The organism is Sphingomonas faeni (genome assembly GCF_040407495.1).
GTDB classification, from domain to species: domain Bacteria; phylum Pseudomonadota; class Alphaproteobacteria; order Sphingomonadales; family Sphingomonadaceae; genus Sphingomonas; species Sphingomonas faeni_D.
In genome coordinates this window covers 162220-176397 of the sequence record NZ_JAPZPP010000005.1, presented here as the reverse complement: position 1 = coordinate 176397, position 14178 = coordinate 162220, and the positions used below count along the sequence as shown (strand labels likewise).

Annotated in this window: 13 protein-coding genes; 8 read left to right on the top strand and 5 right to left on the bottom strand. The window is 66.4% G+C overall.

Features of this window, described 5'->3' with window-relative positions:
- Positions 1 to 283: 283 nt before the first annotated feature.
- Positions 284 to 1816 (top strand): apolipoprotein N-acyltransferase, encoded by a 1533-nt coding sequence (gene lnt / locus O6W96_RS15770; RefSeq protein WP_353470446.1) that lies wholly within the window; start codon positions 284 to 286, stop codon positions 1814 to 1816.
- Positions 1817 to 1889: 73 nt separating this feature from the next.
- Positions 1890 to 3107 (top strand): methionine adenosyltransferase, encoded by a 1218-nt coding sequence (gene metK, locus O6W96_RS15765; protein WP_353470445.1) that lies wholly within the window; start codon positions 1890 to 1892, stop codon positions 3105 to 3107.
- A gap of 150 nt (positions 3108 to 3257) precedes the next feature.
- Here the strand turns inward: metK and O6W96_RS15760 are convergent, their stop codons facing one another.
- The 4 genes from O6W96_RS15760 to O6W96_RS15745 form a co-directional block, all read right to left on the bottom strand.
- Entirely contained in the window at positions 3258 to 4334 is a 1077-nt protein-coding gene (locus O6W96_RS15760; protein WP_353470444.1) for an AI-2E family transporter, read from the bottom strand.
- 117 nt (positions 4335 to 4451) lie between these two features.
- The gene (locus tag O6W96_RS15755; RefSeq protein WP_353470443.1) at positions 4452 to 4736 is read right to left on the bottom strand and encodes a hypothetical protein; all 285 of its coding nucleotides are present in this window, start codon (positions 4734 to 4736) and stop codon (positions 4452 to 4454) included.
- A 140-nt stretch (positions 4737 to 4876) separates the two neighbouring features.
- Positions 4877 to 5506, bottom strand: coding sequence for a phosphatase PAP2 family protein (locus tag O6W96_RS15750; protein WP_353470442.1), 630 nt, complete (start codon positions 5504 to 5506; stop codon positions 4877 to 4879).
- Positions 5506 to 6330: a formate/nitrite transporter family protein gene (locus tag O6W96_RS15745; protein WP_353470441.1), complete on the bottom strand. Its 825-nt coding sequence runs from the start codon at positions 6328 to 6330 to the stop codon at positions 5506 to 5508. The genes O6W96_RS15750 and O6W96_RS15745 overlap by 1 nt, the downstream gene beginning before the upstream one ends.
- Before the next feature lie 65 nt (positions 6331 to 6395).
- On the opposite strand from O6W96_RS15745, the gene trmB reads away from it, so the two are divergent.
- On the top strand, positions 6396 to 7076 hold the full coding sequence (gene trmB, locus O6W96_RS15740; RefSeq protein WP_353470440.1) for a tRNA (guanosine(46)-N7)-methyltransferase TrmB: 681 nt from the start codon (positions 6396 to 6398) through the stop codon (positions 7074 to 7076).
- A 48-nt stretch (positions 7077 to 7124) separates the two neighbouring features.
- Here trmB and O6W96_RS15735 read toward each other — a convergent pair whose 3' ends face one another.
- The gene (locus O6W96_RS15735; RefSeq protein ID WP_353470439.1) at positions 7125 to 7880 is read right to left on the bottom strand and encodes an SDR family oxidoreductase; all 756 of its coding nucleotides are present in this window, start codon (positions 7878 to 7880) and stop codon (positions 7125 to 7127) included.
- Between the two features lie 202 nt (positions 7881 to 8082).
- Here O6W96_RS15735 and O6W96_RS15730 point away from each other — a divergent pair, with 202 nt between their 5' ends.
- The 5 genes from O6W96_RS15730 (at position 8083) to pstB (ending at position 14174) form a co-directional block, all read left to right on the top strand.
- Entirely contained in the window at positions 8083 to 9309 is a 1227-nt protein-coding gene (locus O6W96_RS15730) for an ATP-binding protein (RefSeq protein ID WP_353470438.1), read from the top strand.
- Positions 9310 to 9355: 46 nt separating this feature from the next.
- Positions 9356 to 10414, top strand: coding sequence for a substrate-binding domain-containing protein (locus O6W96_RS15725; protein WP_353470437.1), 1059 nt, complete (start codon positions 9356 to 9358; stop codon positions 10412 to 10414).
- 313 nt (positions 10415 to 10727) lie between these two features.
- Positions 10728 to 12104: a phosphate ABC transporter permease subunit PstC gene (gene pstC / locus O6W96_RS15720; protein ID WP_353470436.1), complete on the top strand. Its 1377-nt coding sequence runs from the start codon at positions 10728 to 10730 to the stop codon at positions 12102 to 12104.
- The gene (gene pstA / locus O6W96_RS15715; RefSeq protein ID WP_353470435.1) at positions 12097 to 13395 is read left to right on the top strand and encodes a phosphate ABC transporter permease PstA; all 1299 of its coding nucleotides are present in this window, start codon (positions 12097 to 12099) and stop codon (positions 13393 to 13395) included. Before pstC ends, pstA begins: the two co-directional genes overlap by 8 nt.
- A complete protein-coding gene (pstB, locus tag O6W96_RS15710) occupies positions 13395 to 14174 on the top strand; it encodes a phosphate ABC transporter ATP-binding protein PstB (protein ID WP_353470434.1) in 780 nt (259 codons plus the stop codon). The genes pstA and pstB overlap by 1 nt, the downstream gene beginning before the upstream one ends.
- Positions 14175 to 14178: the final 4 nt, after the last annotated feature.

Genomic DNA, 14178 nt, shown 5'->3' with positions numbered 1-14178 from the left:
CTTGTTCTCCCGCGAAGGCGGGAGCCCAGTCTTGGCTCCCGCCTTCGCGGGAGAACAAGTATTGGTGAGGATGGCCTTCCCCCACCCCAAACCACCCCGGCGCAGGCCGGGGCCCAATCGGGGGACGTAGCTAATGAAGGGGTGCGCTTCGTTACGACCACCTTTCCAATTGGGCCCCGGCCTTCGCCGGGGTGGTGCTAGAGGTCGGGGGGCGCTCTTCATGCCCCCGCCCCATCACACCGAAAACATTGCCCCCCCTCCCCCGCCCCGGCATAGCGCGAGCGTGAACCGTTACCCTGCCCTCGCCTGCCTCGTGCTCGGTGCGCTTGCCGCGACCGGGTTCGCTCCGCTCGATCTCTGGCCGCTGACGCTCGTCGCGTTCGCGCTGTGGATGAAGCTCGTCCACGACGCGCCGACCTTGCGCAGCGCGCTGTGGCGCGGATGGCTGTTCGGGCTCGGGCATTTCACCGTGAACAACAACTGGTTCAAGCACGCGTTCGACTTCCAGGATGCGATGCCGCCGGTGCTCGGCTATTTCGCCGCGGTCGGCCTGGCGCTGTATCTGGCGCTGTTCCCGATGCTGGCGGGCGCGCTCGCCTGGCGGATCGCACAGCGGCCCGGCACCCCCGACGCGACGTTCGTGCTGGTCTTCGCCGCCGCCTGGATCGCGACCGAATGGCTCCGCGCGACGCTATTCACTGGATACGCCTGGGATCCGCTGAGCGTCGTCTGGCTCCCCGCGATCGGCGTCGCGCGACTGTCCGCGTGGATCGGCACCTACGCGTTGTCGGGCGTGACCATATTGGCGGCAGGCGCGCTGCTGATGCTCGCGGTACGCCGCTGGACGCTGCCGGCGATCGCCATCCCCGCCCTCAGTCTCGCCGCATTATCCGCGCTCTGGATCAATGCGCCACCTCCCGCCCGCGGCACACCGCTGGTCCGCGTGGTCCAGCCGGATATCGGCCAGGAGGACCGCAATGAATCCGACGGCGAGCGCGTGCTCTCCGCGCTCGAAAAGCTCAGCGGCCGAGGCGGCGCCACGCCGCGCCTGGTCGTCTGGCCCGAGGGCGTCGTCCGCGATTACGTCGAGGACGGTTACCCCTTCTACGCTTACGGCTGGTCGAGCCCGCTTTACCTGCGCCGCCGGATGGCGCGGCTGCTCGGCCCGGACGATATTCTGCTGATCGGCGGCACCGCGCTCGAGTTCGATGGCAAGGATCAGATCTCCGGCGCGGCCAACTCGGTGTTCGCACTCGACGCCCAGGCGCGGCTCCGCGGGCGCTACGACAAGGCGCACCTCGTGCCGTACGGCGAGTACCTGCCGATGCCGTGGCTGCTGAAGCCGCTCGGCCTCGCGCGGCTCGTGCCCGGCGACATCGACTTCACCTCGGGCAAGGGGCCTGCGAACCTGACGCTGCCCGGCTTCGGTTCGATCGGCATGCAGATCTGCTACGAGATCATCTTCTCGGGCGAGGTGGTCGACCGCGCGCACCGGCCGCGCATCCTGTTCAACCCCTCGAACGACGCGTGGTTCGGCAAATGGGGGCCGCCGCAGCATCTCGCGCAAGCCCGGATGCGCGCGATCGAGGAAGGCCTGCCGATCCTCCGCGCCACCCCGACCGGGATCTCAGCGATCATCGCCGCCGATGGCCGTCTCGTCGCGACCGTCCCGCACGAAGCGGCAGGTGCGATCGAGCAACCCATGCCGTCCGCGTTGCCGCCAACGCTGTTCTCACGGGTCGGGAATGCGATGGCGGCGATCGTTGCCGCACTCATGCTCGCGAGCGCAGTTGCCCTACGCCGTCGCCAGCGTTAGAAGGTCATATAAAGCTTTCCTTATATGACGCTCTATCGGCAGTTTCGCCGGCGGGCATGACGAAGAGGCCCTCATGCGCAAATCCTTCCTGTTCACCTCCGAATCGGTCTCCGAAGGCCATCCCGACAAGGTCGCCGATCAGATCAGCGATACCGTCGTCGACCTTTTCCTCGCCAAGGACCCGCAGGCACGGATTGCGTGCGAGACGCTGACCACCACGCAGCTCGTCGTCCTCGCCGGTGAAATCCGCGGCAAGGGCATCTACGAGAATGGCAAGTGGGCCCCGGGCGTGCTTGAGGAGATCGAGGCCGCGGTGCGCAACACGGTCAAGGAAATCGGCTACGAGCAGACCGGCTTCCACTGGAAGACCTTCCGCTTCGAGAACAACCTCCACGCGCAGTCCGCGGAAATCGCGATGGGCGTCGACGAGAGCGGCAACAAGGACGAGGGCGCCGGCGACCAGGGCATCATGTTCGGTTACGCGACCGATGAGACCCCCGGCCTGATGCCCGCCACGCTGTACTACAGCCACAAGATCCTCGAGCGGATGGCCGCCGATCGCCATTCGGGCGTTGCGCCGTTCCTGCAGCCCGACGCCAAGAGCCAGGTCACGCTGTCGTACGAGAACGAAGCGCCGGTCGCCGCGACCGCGCTCGTCGTCTCGACGCAGCATGCGCCGGGCTATTCGGAGAAGGGCACGAACCCTGATCCGGCGAAGTATGCCGAGCTGCGTGACTACGTGATGGGTGTGTTCAAGGACGTGCTGCCCGACGGCTTCATCTCCGACGCGACCAAGATCTACATCAACCCGACCGGCGCGTTCGAGATCGGTGGCCCCGACGGCGACGCCGGCGTCACGGGTCGCAAGATCATCGTCGACACGTACGGCGGCGCGGCCCCGCATGGCGGCGGCGCGTTCAGCGGCAAGGATCCGACCAAGGTCGATCGCTCGGCTGCGTACGTCTCGCGCTATCTGGCGAAGAACGTCGTCGCGGCCGGCCTGGCGCGCCGTTGCACGATCCAGCTCAGCTACGCGATCGGCATCGCCGAGCCGCTGTCGGTCTATGTCGACCTGCACGGCACCGGCACGGTCGACGAGGCCAAGCTCGAGGCGGTCCTGCCGCAGCTCGTGCGCCTGACGCCGAAGGGCATCCGCGAGCATCTCAAGCTCAACGCGCCGATCTACAAGAAGACCGCAGCGTATGGTCACTTCGGTCGCGAGCCCGTGGGCGACACGTTCACTTGGGAAAAGACCGATCTGGTCGACGCGCTGAAGGCCGCCGTCGCCTGATCGCGATGCCCTGGTGATGTGAAATAGCCTCCGGCGGACCAGTCCGCGGGAGGCTATTTTTTGTCTGTTCTCCTGCGAACGCAGGAGCCCAGGGTCACAATTGATACGCTTGGTATCCTAGGCTCCTGCATTCGCAGGAGAACGGGTTGGTCACTCTTCGAGGCTTCTCACCGGCTGCGCGTGCCGCTGCTCGGTCAATACCTGCCACGCCGTCAGGAACAGCGCCGCGACCAACGGCCCGACGACGATCCCGCTGATCCCGACCGCTTCGATCCCGCCCAGCGTCGACACGAGAACAATGTAATCCGGAATCCCGGTATCCCGACCGACCAGGATTGGGCGTAGGATATTGTCGGCCAGGCCAATCACCACGACGCCCGAGACGACGACCACCACGCCCTGCCAGATCGCGCCGGTCGCCAGCAGATAGACCGCGACCGGGACCCAGACGAGCGCAGGCCCCAACGCGGGCAGCAGCGACGTGAGCGCCATCAGCAGCCCCCATAGCAGCGCGGCCGGCACCCCGACGATCCAGAACGTCACCGCGCCGAGCGCACCCTGGGCGAGACCGACGATCACCGATCCTTTGATCGTCGCGCGGACCACCGCGACGAACTTGTCGACCAGCGTCTTCGCTACCGAATGCTCCAGCGGCAACGCCCTGCGGATAGCCGGCCCCACCTTGTCACCATCGCGCAACAGGAAGAAGGTCACGTACAGCCCGATGCCGAACGACAGCAGGAACGCCGCCGCGTTGCGACCGATCGACAGCGCCTGCCCCGCGATCGAGCGGACGCTGTTGCCGAGGATCGTCGACACGCGCGACTGCGCCTGTTCGAAGCTGTTCAGACCGGCCTTGTCGAGCGCACCCTGGATCCGGTTCGGCAGCGCGTCGTGGATCTGCTGGAAATAGGCGCCGAAGTTGATCTGCCCGCTTTGCAGCCGAGCGTAGACCGAGGCGGACTGGTCGATCATCAGGCTGCCGATAATCAGCGTCGGCACGATCACCGCCACAAAGATGATCAGCAACGTCATCGCCGCAGCGAGATTGCGCCGGCCCGGCCAGCGCTTGAGCAACCACTGGTACAACGACTGGAACAGGATCGCCGCGAGGCCGCTCCACAGCAGTGCGACCGCGAACGTCGAGACCACGACGCACAACGCCACCGTGATCGCCACGAGGAAGACGAGGAAGCCCCCCGTTTCCAGTCGACGTCTGTCGATCATGTCTTACCCCTTGTGAATGCCGGACGACGATCCGCCGGGACCATATACTAAAAAGCCGCCCCCCGGTTTTCACCAGGGGACGGCCCATTTTGCGGCGCGGTCAGGCGCCGGTCGATATCAGCGGAGCTTCTCGCTGCCGTTGACCAGGGCGTCCTTCTGGGCCTGCGGCATCGCCTGCGCGTTCACGTCGGCATCGTCGATCGCGTCCGACTGGCGGTCGCCATCCTTGCGGACTGCCTTGGCCTGGTCCTCAAGATTGTCGGCAGCGGCGTCGAGTGCGTCGGCGCGGTTGTCCGCGGCCTTCTCGACCTGGCTGCCGAGCTTGTCATCGCCCTTGCCGCCGCATGCTGCGAGCGAGACGGCCATGGCGGCAAGCGTGACGGCGATGGAAAGCTTCTTCATGGGGATAGTCCGTTCTGGTTACGATGCGGTGGCAACCGTCACGCGGGCGTAACGGTTCCGCTATCTCCTTACAGATCCTTACAAATATCGATTCCGCTGCAATCTGTGCTCAACAGGTAACACCCGGTCGTGAGAGATGCTCAAGCGCTGACGTGCTCGATCAACACGGGCGCCTTGGTCGCCACAGCCGTCTCGACTACGGGCGCGACCCGGTCGAATACCGCGCTGACGAGCGCTTCGGCGATCCAGCCGACTGCGGCTCCGACGACGAGATCGGACAGGTAATGCTTACCGGTCACCGGCTGCGCCGCCGCGACCGCACCGGAGATCAACGCCGCCGGCCCGCCGGCACCAGCGATATCGCGGGACGCAGCACGCGCGACCGCAACTGCGCCCGCGGTGTGACCGGAGGGGAACGACGTCTGTTCGTGATCGTCGCTCTTGCCCGGTTCGAACCGGGCCTTGCCGTCCTCGATCGCCTTTTCGGGGCGAGTGCGGTCGACCGACGCCTTGATCGCCGACTTGACGAAGGTCGCCGCCGCATGTGCCGCCAGCATACGCACGCCGCCGCGGATCACCTCCGGCCTGCGCGCGATCAGGCCGATCACGAAGGTACCGATCGACGTCGCCACGAGTTGCGGCTGGTCGCCGATCTCCGCGAGGAACCCGGTCGCCTTGACCAGCGGCTCGTCGCGGTGCTGGGCGGCCTTGTGCGTCGCCTCGCGGTCTGCCTTCTCGACGGCCCTTGCGGCGTCCTTGGTCTTGCCCATCAGCTCTCGTCCTGTCCGTGCATTTCACCGTGCACCTGTGCATGCGCGAGCAAGGCGAACAACCCCGCACCGCCCAGCAAGTTGCCGAGGATCGCCGGCACCACCAGCCCGCCGAGCGCCTCGGCGACGCCGACCTTACCCGAAAACACCAACAGCCATGCCTCCACCGATCCGACGATCGAATGGCTGAACGCGGCGATCGCGACGACATAGGTGATCGCGACGATCACGAGGAACGACTGTTCGCGCGCATTCGGCAGCGACCAGGCGAGGATCGCGATCATGAACCCGGCCGGGACCGCGTTAACGAACGTCGCACCCGGCGAGAGTTCGGTGATCGCCATCGACACCTCGATCATCGCGGTACGCAGCTCGCTACCGCCGAGCAGGCCCGCCGCGATCATCCCGCCGGCCAGCGCCGTCCCGATGAGGTTGGCGCCCAGCACCACACTCCAGAGCCGCAAGGTGCGCCGCAATGCCCAGCCCGACGGCTTGGTCACCAACGGCAGCATCGCGGTAATCGTGCTCTCGGTGAACAACTGCATCCGCCCGAGGATCACGACCAGGAACCCGATCGGATAGCCAAGCGAGACGATGATCGTCCGCCACGGCGTATCGGGCAGCGCGTGGTGCAGCGCGCCTTCCGCGATCAGCGAACTGGCGATCGCCATGCCCGCAGCGAGCGCGGAGAAGAACAGCGAGGATATCGGACGATCGAGTTCCTCCTCACCCTCCTCGCGAACCGCCTTGTGCAGGTCCTGCGCATCGGCGGCCTTGAGATCCTCGACGTCTTCGCCGGGCGGATTGGAAGCGTTGTCGACCATTACGAGACTGCAACGGTCCGCGTCGCGCTTTGCTCCGGCGCAATCGCCCGCTAGAGCGCGCGGCGATGAACGATCCTTCTGTTATCCGCCGCCTCTATGGCCGTCGCCAGGGCCACAAGCTGCGCCTCGGCCAAGCCGCGCTCGTCGAGGAAACGCTCGCCGACCTGTCGGTGCCCGAGGAAGGGCCGATCGATGCGATGACGTTGTTCGGCGACAATCGTCCACTCCATGTCGAGATCGGCTTCGGCGCAGGCGAGCATCTGGCGGGACAGGCCGCGATGAACCCCGATGTCGGCTTCATCGGCTGCGAACCGTTCCTCAACGGCGTCGTCGGTGCACTCGCGCACATCCGCGACGGCGAGCTGACCAACGTGCGGCTACACATGGGCGATGCGCTGGAAGTGATCGAACGGCTGCCCGACGCCAGCCTGGATCGGCTGTACCTGTTGCATCCTGATCCCTGGCGGAAGGCGCGCCATGCCAAGCGCCGCATGGTCAACCACGGCCCGCTCGACACGATCGCCGCCAAGCTCAAGCCCGGCGCGGAATTCCGGCTCGGCACCGACGACCCGACCTATTGCCGTTGGTCGATGATGATCATGAACGCGCGCCGCGATTTCGAGTGGCAGGCCAAGACGCCGCAGGATTTCCTGGTCCGCCCCGACGATTGGCCCGAGACGCGGTACGAGCGCAAGGCGCGGCGGCAAGGGCATGAAGTCTGGTATTACCGCTACCTGCGCATCTGACCGAACCGGGCCGCGCTCAACCACTGTCGAGCGCGGCCCGGTTCGCCTTCACTCGGGGTTTGCTGCGGCGTTCACCCTGGCGAGCAACATGTCCATCTGATCGTCACGCTCCGCGAAGCGGAGTGGACGCACGCGCTGGACCAGGATCTCGGCGGGGGTCGGCTGTTCGTCGAACAGCGCGAGAACCTCGTCTGCGAACTCCTCGAGCGGCTGATAGCCGGAACGGGTCGCCTGGCCCGGCGTCAGTTCGGTCTGCACGCCCGGTGGCGCGAGTTCGATCACCTCGACCTTGCCCTTCAGCACCTCGCGCAACGACATCGTGTAGGAGTGCACCGCCGCCTTGGTTGCGGAATATGTTGGTGCAACGATCAACGGGACGAAACTCAGTCCCGACGTGACGTTGACGATCGCGGAGTCGGGACGCGCGACGAGGTGATCGACCAGCGCATCGATCAACCGGATCGGGCCCAGCACGTTGGTCGTGATCATCGCCTCCGCATCCGGGAGATCGCGCGCGGTATCGATCGTCTCGCGCCGCATGATACCCGCATTGTTGATCAGCACGTTCAGCGCAGGAAACCGCTCGATCACGGTCTTGGCGAACGCGGTAATCGCGGCGGGGTCCTCGACGTCGACGGCGACCGCATGCATGTCGGCCCGCCCCTCGATGGCCTTGTCGAGCGCATCCTGCCGGCGACCGGCGATGATGACGATGTTGCCAAGGTCGTGGAACCGGTGCGCAAGCGCTTCGCCTATGCCCGAGCCGCCGCCGGTAATCAGGATAGTGTTTCCGGTCCGTTTCATGATCGTTTGCTCCATTGTGCGCGAGACATCATGTAGGCGGCCACGCACCTGAGGAAAGGCGTACGGCGAAAGATCTGTCCGTCGCTCCAGGAGGAAGCATTCGGCATTGCCGTCGGGCGGGATTGGTGATTACCCCGCGCATCGATCCGCCTTAAGAATGCCGTCTACGGGGCGAACGCTGCCCCCATCCTGAGGAAATGCCATGTTGTCGGGATTTGGCCTGCGCACGTTCTGGGCGATCGTTGTCGTCGTTGTTGCGACAGTGGCGGTGTTCGCCATTACGCGCGACGTGCAGGGCGCGATCGTTGCGCTGGTGGGCGGAATCGCCGCCGCGCTGGTCGCCGCTGGCACCGGGGACGAGACGCCTGCCCCCGCCGACGCGACCAGCGTGTCGCCGTCGGTGCTCGACGACGTCCTCGACGCGATCGTCGCGCCGGTGATGCTGGTCGAGGACGGCCGCGTGGTGGTGGCCAATCGTGCCGCCCGGACGTTGCTCGGCGCGCATATCCTCGGCGAGGATGCGCGCGTTGCGATCCGCCATCCTGCCGCTGCCGAGCGGCTGGGGACGCCGGGGCCGATCGACGGCGAGCGGCCGATCGAGCTGGTCGGGCTCGGCACGCGCGACCAGCGCTGGGAGATGCTGCTCAGCGAGACGTCGGAAGGCCAGCGGATCGTCCACCTTGTCGACCAGACCGGCAACTATGCCGCCGAGCGGATGCGGATCGATTTCGTCGCCAATGCGAGCCACGAGTTGCGCACGCCGCTCGCGTCGATCCTGGGCTTTATCGAGACGTTGCGCGACGAGGCGGGTGAGGATGCGGAGGTCCGTGCGCGGTTCCTGAAAGTGATGGACGACGAGGCGCGGCGGATGCAGCGGCTGGTCGAGGACCTGATCTCGTTGTCGCGCATCGAGGCGGAGAAGTTTCGCCTGCCCGACCAAGCGGTCGATTTCGCGCAACTCGTTGAGGACACGCGCGAGGAACTGGCCGATGCGGCGGGCGATCGTGGGCATGATCTGGTCGCGACGATCGATCCGAACCTCTCCTCGGTGTCGGGGGATCGGGTGCAGCTGTCGCAGATGCTCCACAACCTAATAGGCAACGCCATGAAATACGGGCGTGCGGGGACGCCGGTGACGATCGAGTTGAAGCGCGACGACGCCGGGATGATCCGCCTGTCGATTCGCGACGAGGGCGACGGGATCGCGGCGGTGCACATTCCACGGCTGACCGAGCGTTTTTACCGCGCGGATGCAGGCCGAAGCCGGTCGCTGGGCGGGACGGGTCTTGGGCTGGCGATCGTCAAGCACATCGTCGAGCGGCACCGGGGGCGGCTCGATATCGCAAGTCAGGTCGGCGTCGGGACGATCGTTTCGGTCATCCTGCCCCCGAGTGGCGGGGCGACCAAAGGCGCTGTCATAAAAGGGTAACCCAACTGTCACACAGGATCGTCTTAAGTACCGCTAAGGCCGGTGCATGACGGGAATTCTGGTGCAGCGGTTCGTTCTTCTAGGGGTGGTTGGGGCTCTGGCCGCGTGCGTCGATCAGGCGAACGGCGGCGGTGCGGGATCACGAGACCAGATCACGGCGGTCGGGTCGTCGACGGTCTATCCGTTCACGACGATGATCGCCGAGCAACTCGTCGCCAACGATCCTGACGCAAAGGCGCCGGTGATCGAATCGACCGGGACCGGCGCGGGCATGAAGCTGTTCTGTGCGGGCGTCGGCGCGGCGCATCCGGATATCGAGGACGCATCGCGGCGGATGAAGGCGAGCGAGTACGCGACGTGTGCGAAGAACGGCGTGCGCGACGTGATCGAGATCCAGGTCGGAATCGACGGCATCGCCTTTGCCGAAGCGAAGAACGGCCCCAAGATGCAGCTGACGCCGACAGATCTCTACAAGGCGCTCGCCGCCAATCCGGGGGGCAAGGTGAATACCGCGCGGGTGTGGCGCGACGTTAATCCTGCGCTGCCCGCGGTGCCGATCCAGGTTTATGGGCCACCGGCGACCAGTGGCACGCGCGATGCGCTTGCCGAGCTGATCCTGACCAAGGGGTGTGAGGCTAGCGATCCGACGGCCAAGGCGCTCGCGAAGTCCGATGCCGAGGCGCACAAGGCACTGTGTACGCGGGTGCGCGAGGACGGCGTGTATGTCGATGCGGGCGAGAACGACAATCTGATCGTCCAGAAATTGCAGTCGAACCCCAATGCGATCGGCGTGTTCGGGTACAGCTATCTCGAAGAGAATAAGGACGACGTGAACGGGGTATCGATCTCGGGTGTCGCGCCGACCTATGCGACGATCGCGGACAATGCGTATCCGGGGTCTCGGCCGCTCTATATCTATGTGAAGAAGGCGCATCTTACCGCGATCCCGGGGTTGCGGAACTTGTTGAAGCTGTATGCGGCGAACTGGGGGGCGACGGGGCCGTTGGTGAAGCGGGGGTTGATTGCGTCTCCGGCGGCGATCCAGGCGCGGTCTGCGGCGATTATCGCGAACGAGACGGTGCTGGATCCGGCGGTGTTGTCGTGATGCGTTTCTCGCAAAGCCGCACCCCCTCCCTAGTTCCCCCGCGAAAGCGGGGGCCCAGGAGCCAAGCCCGCGATCGGAACTTAGCTGGGGCCCCGCGTCCGCGGGGGAACCGGGGTTTGGCTACGTCTGGCTCACACAAAGCCACCCCCCCGGCGAAGGCCGGGGCCCAATGGGGCACCGTTGCATTGGTGAGTGCAGCGCCCCGTTACCCCGACCTTTCCAATTGGACCCCGGCCTTCGCCGGGGGGGGGGCTCCCCCCCGGGCGCTCCATCGAGTGCATGCCGGAATAGTAGCATCGGGAGGACACGCCTGATGTCCCCCATCGCCCTCCTCTTCCTCGTCCTCGGTCTAGGCCTGATCGGCTGGCTGACCGCGCGCGTCCGCGCCACGCGGTTCCGCGCCGGCAGCACCGCCAGGTTCAGCTCGCTCCCGTCGCATCACGGCTGGTACGTCGCGCTGTGGACCGCGATCCCGCCGCTCGTCTTCCTCGTGGTCTGGTCGATGACCGCGCCCGCGCTCGTCACCGACGCCGTGCTCGCCACCCCGGCCGCGATCCAGCTCCCCCAGCCCGGCTTCGACCGCGCCTCGATCCTGTCCGAAGCGCGCAGCCTCGCCGAAGGCCGCAGCTTCGGCGCATTCCACGGTCTCGCGCGCACGCTCGCGCCGTCCTACGCCGCCGCGCAGTCGCGCTACGACTGGATCGCCACCGCCGCCGCGCTGTTGCTCGCCTTCGCCGGCGGCGCGTTCGCGTTCACGCGCGTCAAGCCCGGCTTCGGCGCGCGTACGCAGATCGAGCGCGTCGTCATGCTCGCGCTGCTCGGCGCATCGCTGATCGCGATCCTCACCACGGTCGGGATCGTCGCGTCGCTGCTGTACGAATCGGTGCGGTTCTTCTCGGTCGTGCCGATCACCGACTTCCTGTTCGGCACGCACTGGAGCCCGCAGGTCATCGACGCGCGCGATCCGGGTGCGTCGCTCGGCGCGGTGCCGTTGTTCTGGGGGACGTTCTTCATCGGCGCGGTGATCGCGATGATCGTCGCCATCCCGTTCGGGCTGATGAGCGCGATCTACCTCACGCAATATGCCAAGCCCACGACGCGCAAGTGGATGAAGCCGATCCTAGAGATGCTCGCGGGCGTACCGACCGTCGTCTACGGCTATTTCGCCGCGCTGACCGTTGCGCCGGCAGTACGCGATCTCGCGGTGTCGGTCGGGATCAGCTGGGCGTCGTCGGAGAGCGCGCTCGCCGCGGGCCTCGTGATGGGCATCATGATCATCCCGTTCGTGTCGTCGATGGCCGACGATTCGATCGCCGCGGTCCCCTCGTCGATGCGCGATGGCAGCCTCGCGATGGGCGCCACCTCGTCCGAGACGATCCGCCGCGTGCTGCTCCCAGCCGCCCTGCCCGGTGTCGTCGGCGGCGTGCTCCTCGCAGTCAGCCGCGCAATCGGCGAGACGATGATCGTCGTCATGGCCGCCTCCGGTGTCGCGACGCTGACGCTCAACCCGTTCGCCAGCACCACCACGGTCACCAAGCAGATTGTCGACCTGCTGACCGGCGAGGCCGAATTCGACAGCCCCAAGACGCTCGCCGCGTTCGCGCTGGGCCTGACCCTGTTCGTCGTCACGCTACTCCTCAACATCGTCGCGCTGCGCGTCGTCAAACGGTACCGCGAAGCCTATGAGTGACACGCTCGTGCCCCAGATTCCTGTGACGAATGCGGAACCCGTGCGCCGCGTGCCGACCGATTGGACGACGCAGGCGATGCAGTCGCGCATCCGCCGACGCTATGCGTCCGAGCGCCGCTTCCGCTTCGCCGGGCTCGCCGCGGTGTGGCTGTCCGCTGCGTTCCTCGCCTATCTGCTGATGACGATGGTGATGCAGGGCGCGAGCGGGTTCGTTGAGACGCGCGTGTCGCTCCCGGTCGATCTCGCCGCCGCCAAGCTGCCGATCGAGCCCGCGCGCTTGGTCGGTCGCGGCGCCGATCTCGCGCTCGCCGGCGCAGGGCTAGAAGGCACGGTCGACCTCGCCGCGACCAAGGCGTTCGGCAAGGACGGCACCGACCTGCTTTCCGACGGCGCCTGGGCGGTGGTCCGCGATGCGATCAAGGCCGACCCGTCGCTGCTCCAGCGCAAGACCGTGTTCGAGGTCCCCGTCTCCAGCCCGATCGACGTCGCCGCCAAGGGCAACGGCACGCGCGACGCCGAAGCGATCGTCGCGCGGCTGAAGGCGAGCGGCGCGCTGACCCGTGGGTTCAACGCCGGCTTCCTAACCTCCGCGGACTCGACCGATGCGACCCGAGTTGGGATCTGGGGAGCGTTCAAGGGGTCGTTGCTGACGATGATCGTCACGTTGCTGCTAGCGTTCCCGATCGGCGTGCTGTCGGCGCTGTACCTCGAGGAATATGCGCCGAAAAACCGCTGGACGGACCTGATCGAGGTGTCGATCAACAACCTCGCGGCGGTGCCGTCGATCATCTTCGGTCTGCTCGGGTTGGCCGTGTTCCTCGGCACGTTCGGCATGCCCCGCTCGGCACCTATCGTGGGTGGCCTGACGCTCGCGCTGATGACGATGCCCGTCATCGTCATCGCCGGGCGCAACGCGATCAAGGCCGTCCCCCCATCGATCCGCGATGCCGCGCTCGGCATCGGCGCGTCGCCGGTGCAGGTCGTCTTCCACCACGTCCTGCCGCTCGCTTTGCCCGGCATCCTCACCGGCACGATCATCGGCATGGCGCGCGCGCTGGGCGAGACCGCGCCGCTGCTGATGATCGGCATGCGCGCGTTCATTGCAGCCCCGCCCTCGGGCCTCTCCGATCCCGCGACCGTTCTGCCCGTCCAGATCTTCCTGTGGTCCGATCAGGTCAGCCGTGGCTTCGTCGAGAAGACCTCCGCCGCGATCATCGTCCTGCTCGTGTTCCTGCTCGCGATGAACGGCGTCGCGATCTACCTCCGCAACCGATTCGAGACCCGCTGGTGATGCCAAAACATTCTAAGCCTCCCATCCTCAAGATGACGGCGCGCAACGTCTCTGTCGCCTATGGCAGCAAGATCGCGATCAACGACGTCTCGATCGACGTCGACCAGGACGAGGTGGTCGCGTTCATCGGCCCGTCGGGCTGCGGCAAGTCGACCTTCCTGCGCACGCTCAACCGCATGAACGACACCGTCGCCAGCGCGCGCGTCACCGGCGAGATCAAGCTCGACGGCCAGGACATCTATTCGCCCGACATGGACGTGGTGCAGCTCCGCGCCCGCGTCGGCATGGTGTTCCAGAAGCCCAACCCGTTCCCGAAATCGATCTACGAGAACGTCGCCTACGGCCCGCGCATCCACGGTCTCGCGGGCGCAAAGGGGGACCTCGACAGGATCGTCGAGAAGTCGCTGCGGCGTGCCGGTCTGTGGGACGAGGTGAAGGATCGGCTGAGCGACAGCGGCACGGCCTTGTCGGGCGGCCAGCAGCAGCGGCTCTGCATCGCGCGTGCGATCGCGGTCGACCCCGAGGTCATCCTGATGGACGAGCCTTGCTCGGCACTCGATCCGATCGCGACCGCAAAGATCGAGGAGCTGATCCACGAACTGCGCGGCCGCTACGCCATGGTGATCGTCACGCACAACATGCAGCAGGCGGCGCGCGTCAGCCAGAAAACCGCGTTCTTCCACCTCGGCACGCTGGTCGAATACGGTAACACCTCGGACATCTTCACCAATCCCCGCGAAGAGCGGACCAAGGATTACATCACCGGCCGTTACGGCTGAGTCG

Excerpts from the sequence above, each read along its gene's own strand:
- O6W96_RS15760 (WP_353470444.1), bottom strand. The coding sequence starts at position 4,334 with ATGATCGACAGACGTCGACTGGAAACGGGGGGCTTCCTCGTCTTCCTC.
- O6W96_RS15745 (WP_353470441.1), bottom strand. The coding sequence starts at position 6,330 with ATGGTCGACAACGCTTCCAATCCGCCCGGCGAAGACGTCGAGGATCTC.
- O6W96_RS15725 (WP_353470437.1), top strand. The coding sequence starts at position 9,356 with ATGACGGGAATTCTGGTGCAGCGGTTCGTTCTTCTAGGGGTGGTTGGG.
- metK (WP_353470445.1), top strand. The coding sequence starts at position 1,890 with ATGCGCAAATCCTTCCTGTTCACCTCCGAATCGGTCTCCGAAGGCCAT.
- O6W96_RS15750 (WP_353470442.1), bottom strand. The coding sequence starts at position 5,506 with ATGGGCAAGACCAAGGACGCCGCAAGGGCCGTCGAGAAGGCAGACCGC.
- trmB (WP_353470440.1), top strand. The coding sequence starts at position 6,396 with ATGAACGATCCTTCTGTTATCCGCCGCCTCTATGGCCGTCGCCAGGGC.
- O6W96_RS15735 (WP_353470439.1), bottom strand. The coding sequence starts at position 7,880 with ATGAAACGGACCGGAAACACTATCCTGATTACCGGCGGCGGCTCGGGC.
- pstA (WP_353470435.1), top strand. The coding sequence starts at position 12,097 with ATGAGTGACACGCTCGTGCCCCAGATTCCTGTGACGAATGCGGAACCC.
- O6W96_RS15730 (WP_353470438.1), top strand. The coding sequence starts at position 8,083 with ATGTTGTCGGGATTTGGCCTGCGCACGTTCTGGGCGATCGTTGTCGTC.
- O6W96_RS15755 (WP_353470443.1), bottom strand. The coding sequence starts at position 4,736 with ATGAAGAAGCTTTCCATCGCCGTCACGCTTGCCGCCATGGCCGTCTCG.
- pstC (WP_353470436.1), top strand. The coding sequence starts at position 10,728 with ATGTCCCCCATCGCCCTCCTCTTCCTCGTCCTCGGTCTAGGCCTGATC.
- pstB (WP_353470434.1), top strand. The coding sequence starts at position 13,395 with ATGCCAAAACATTCTAAGCCTCCCATCCTCAAGATGACGGCGCGCAAC.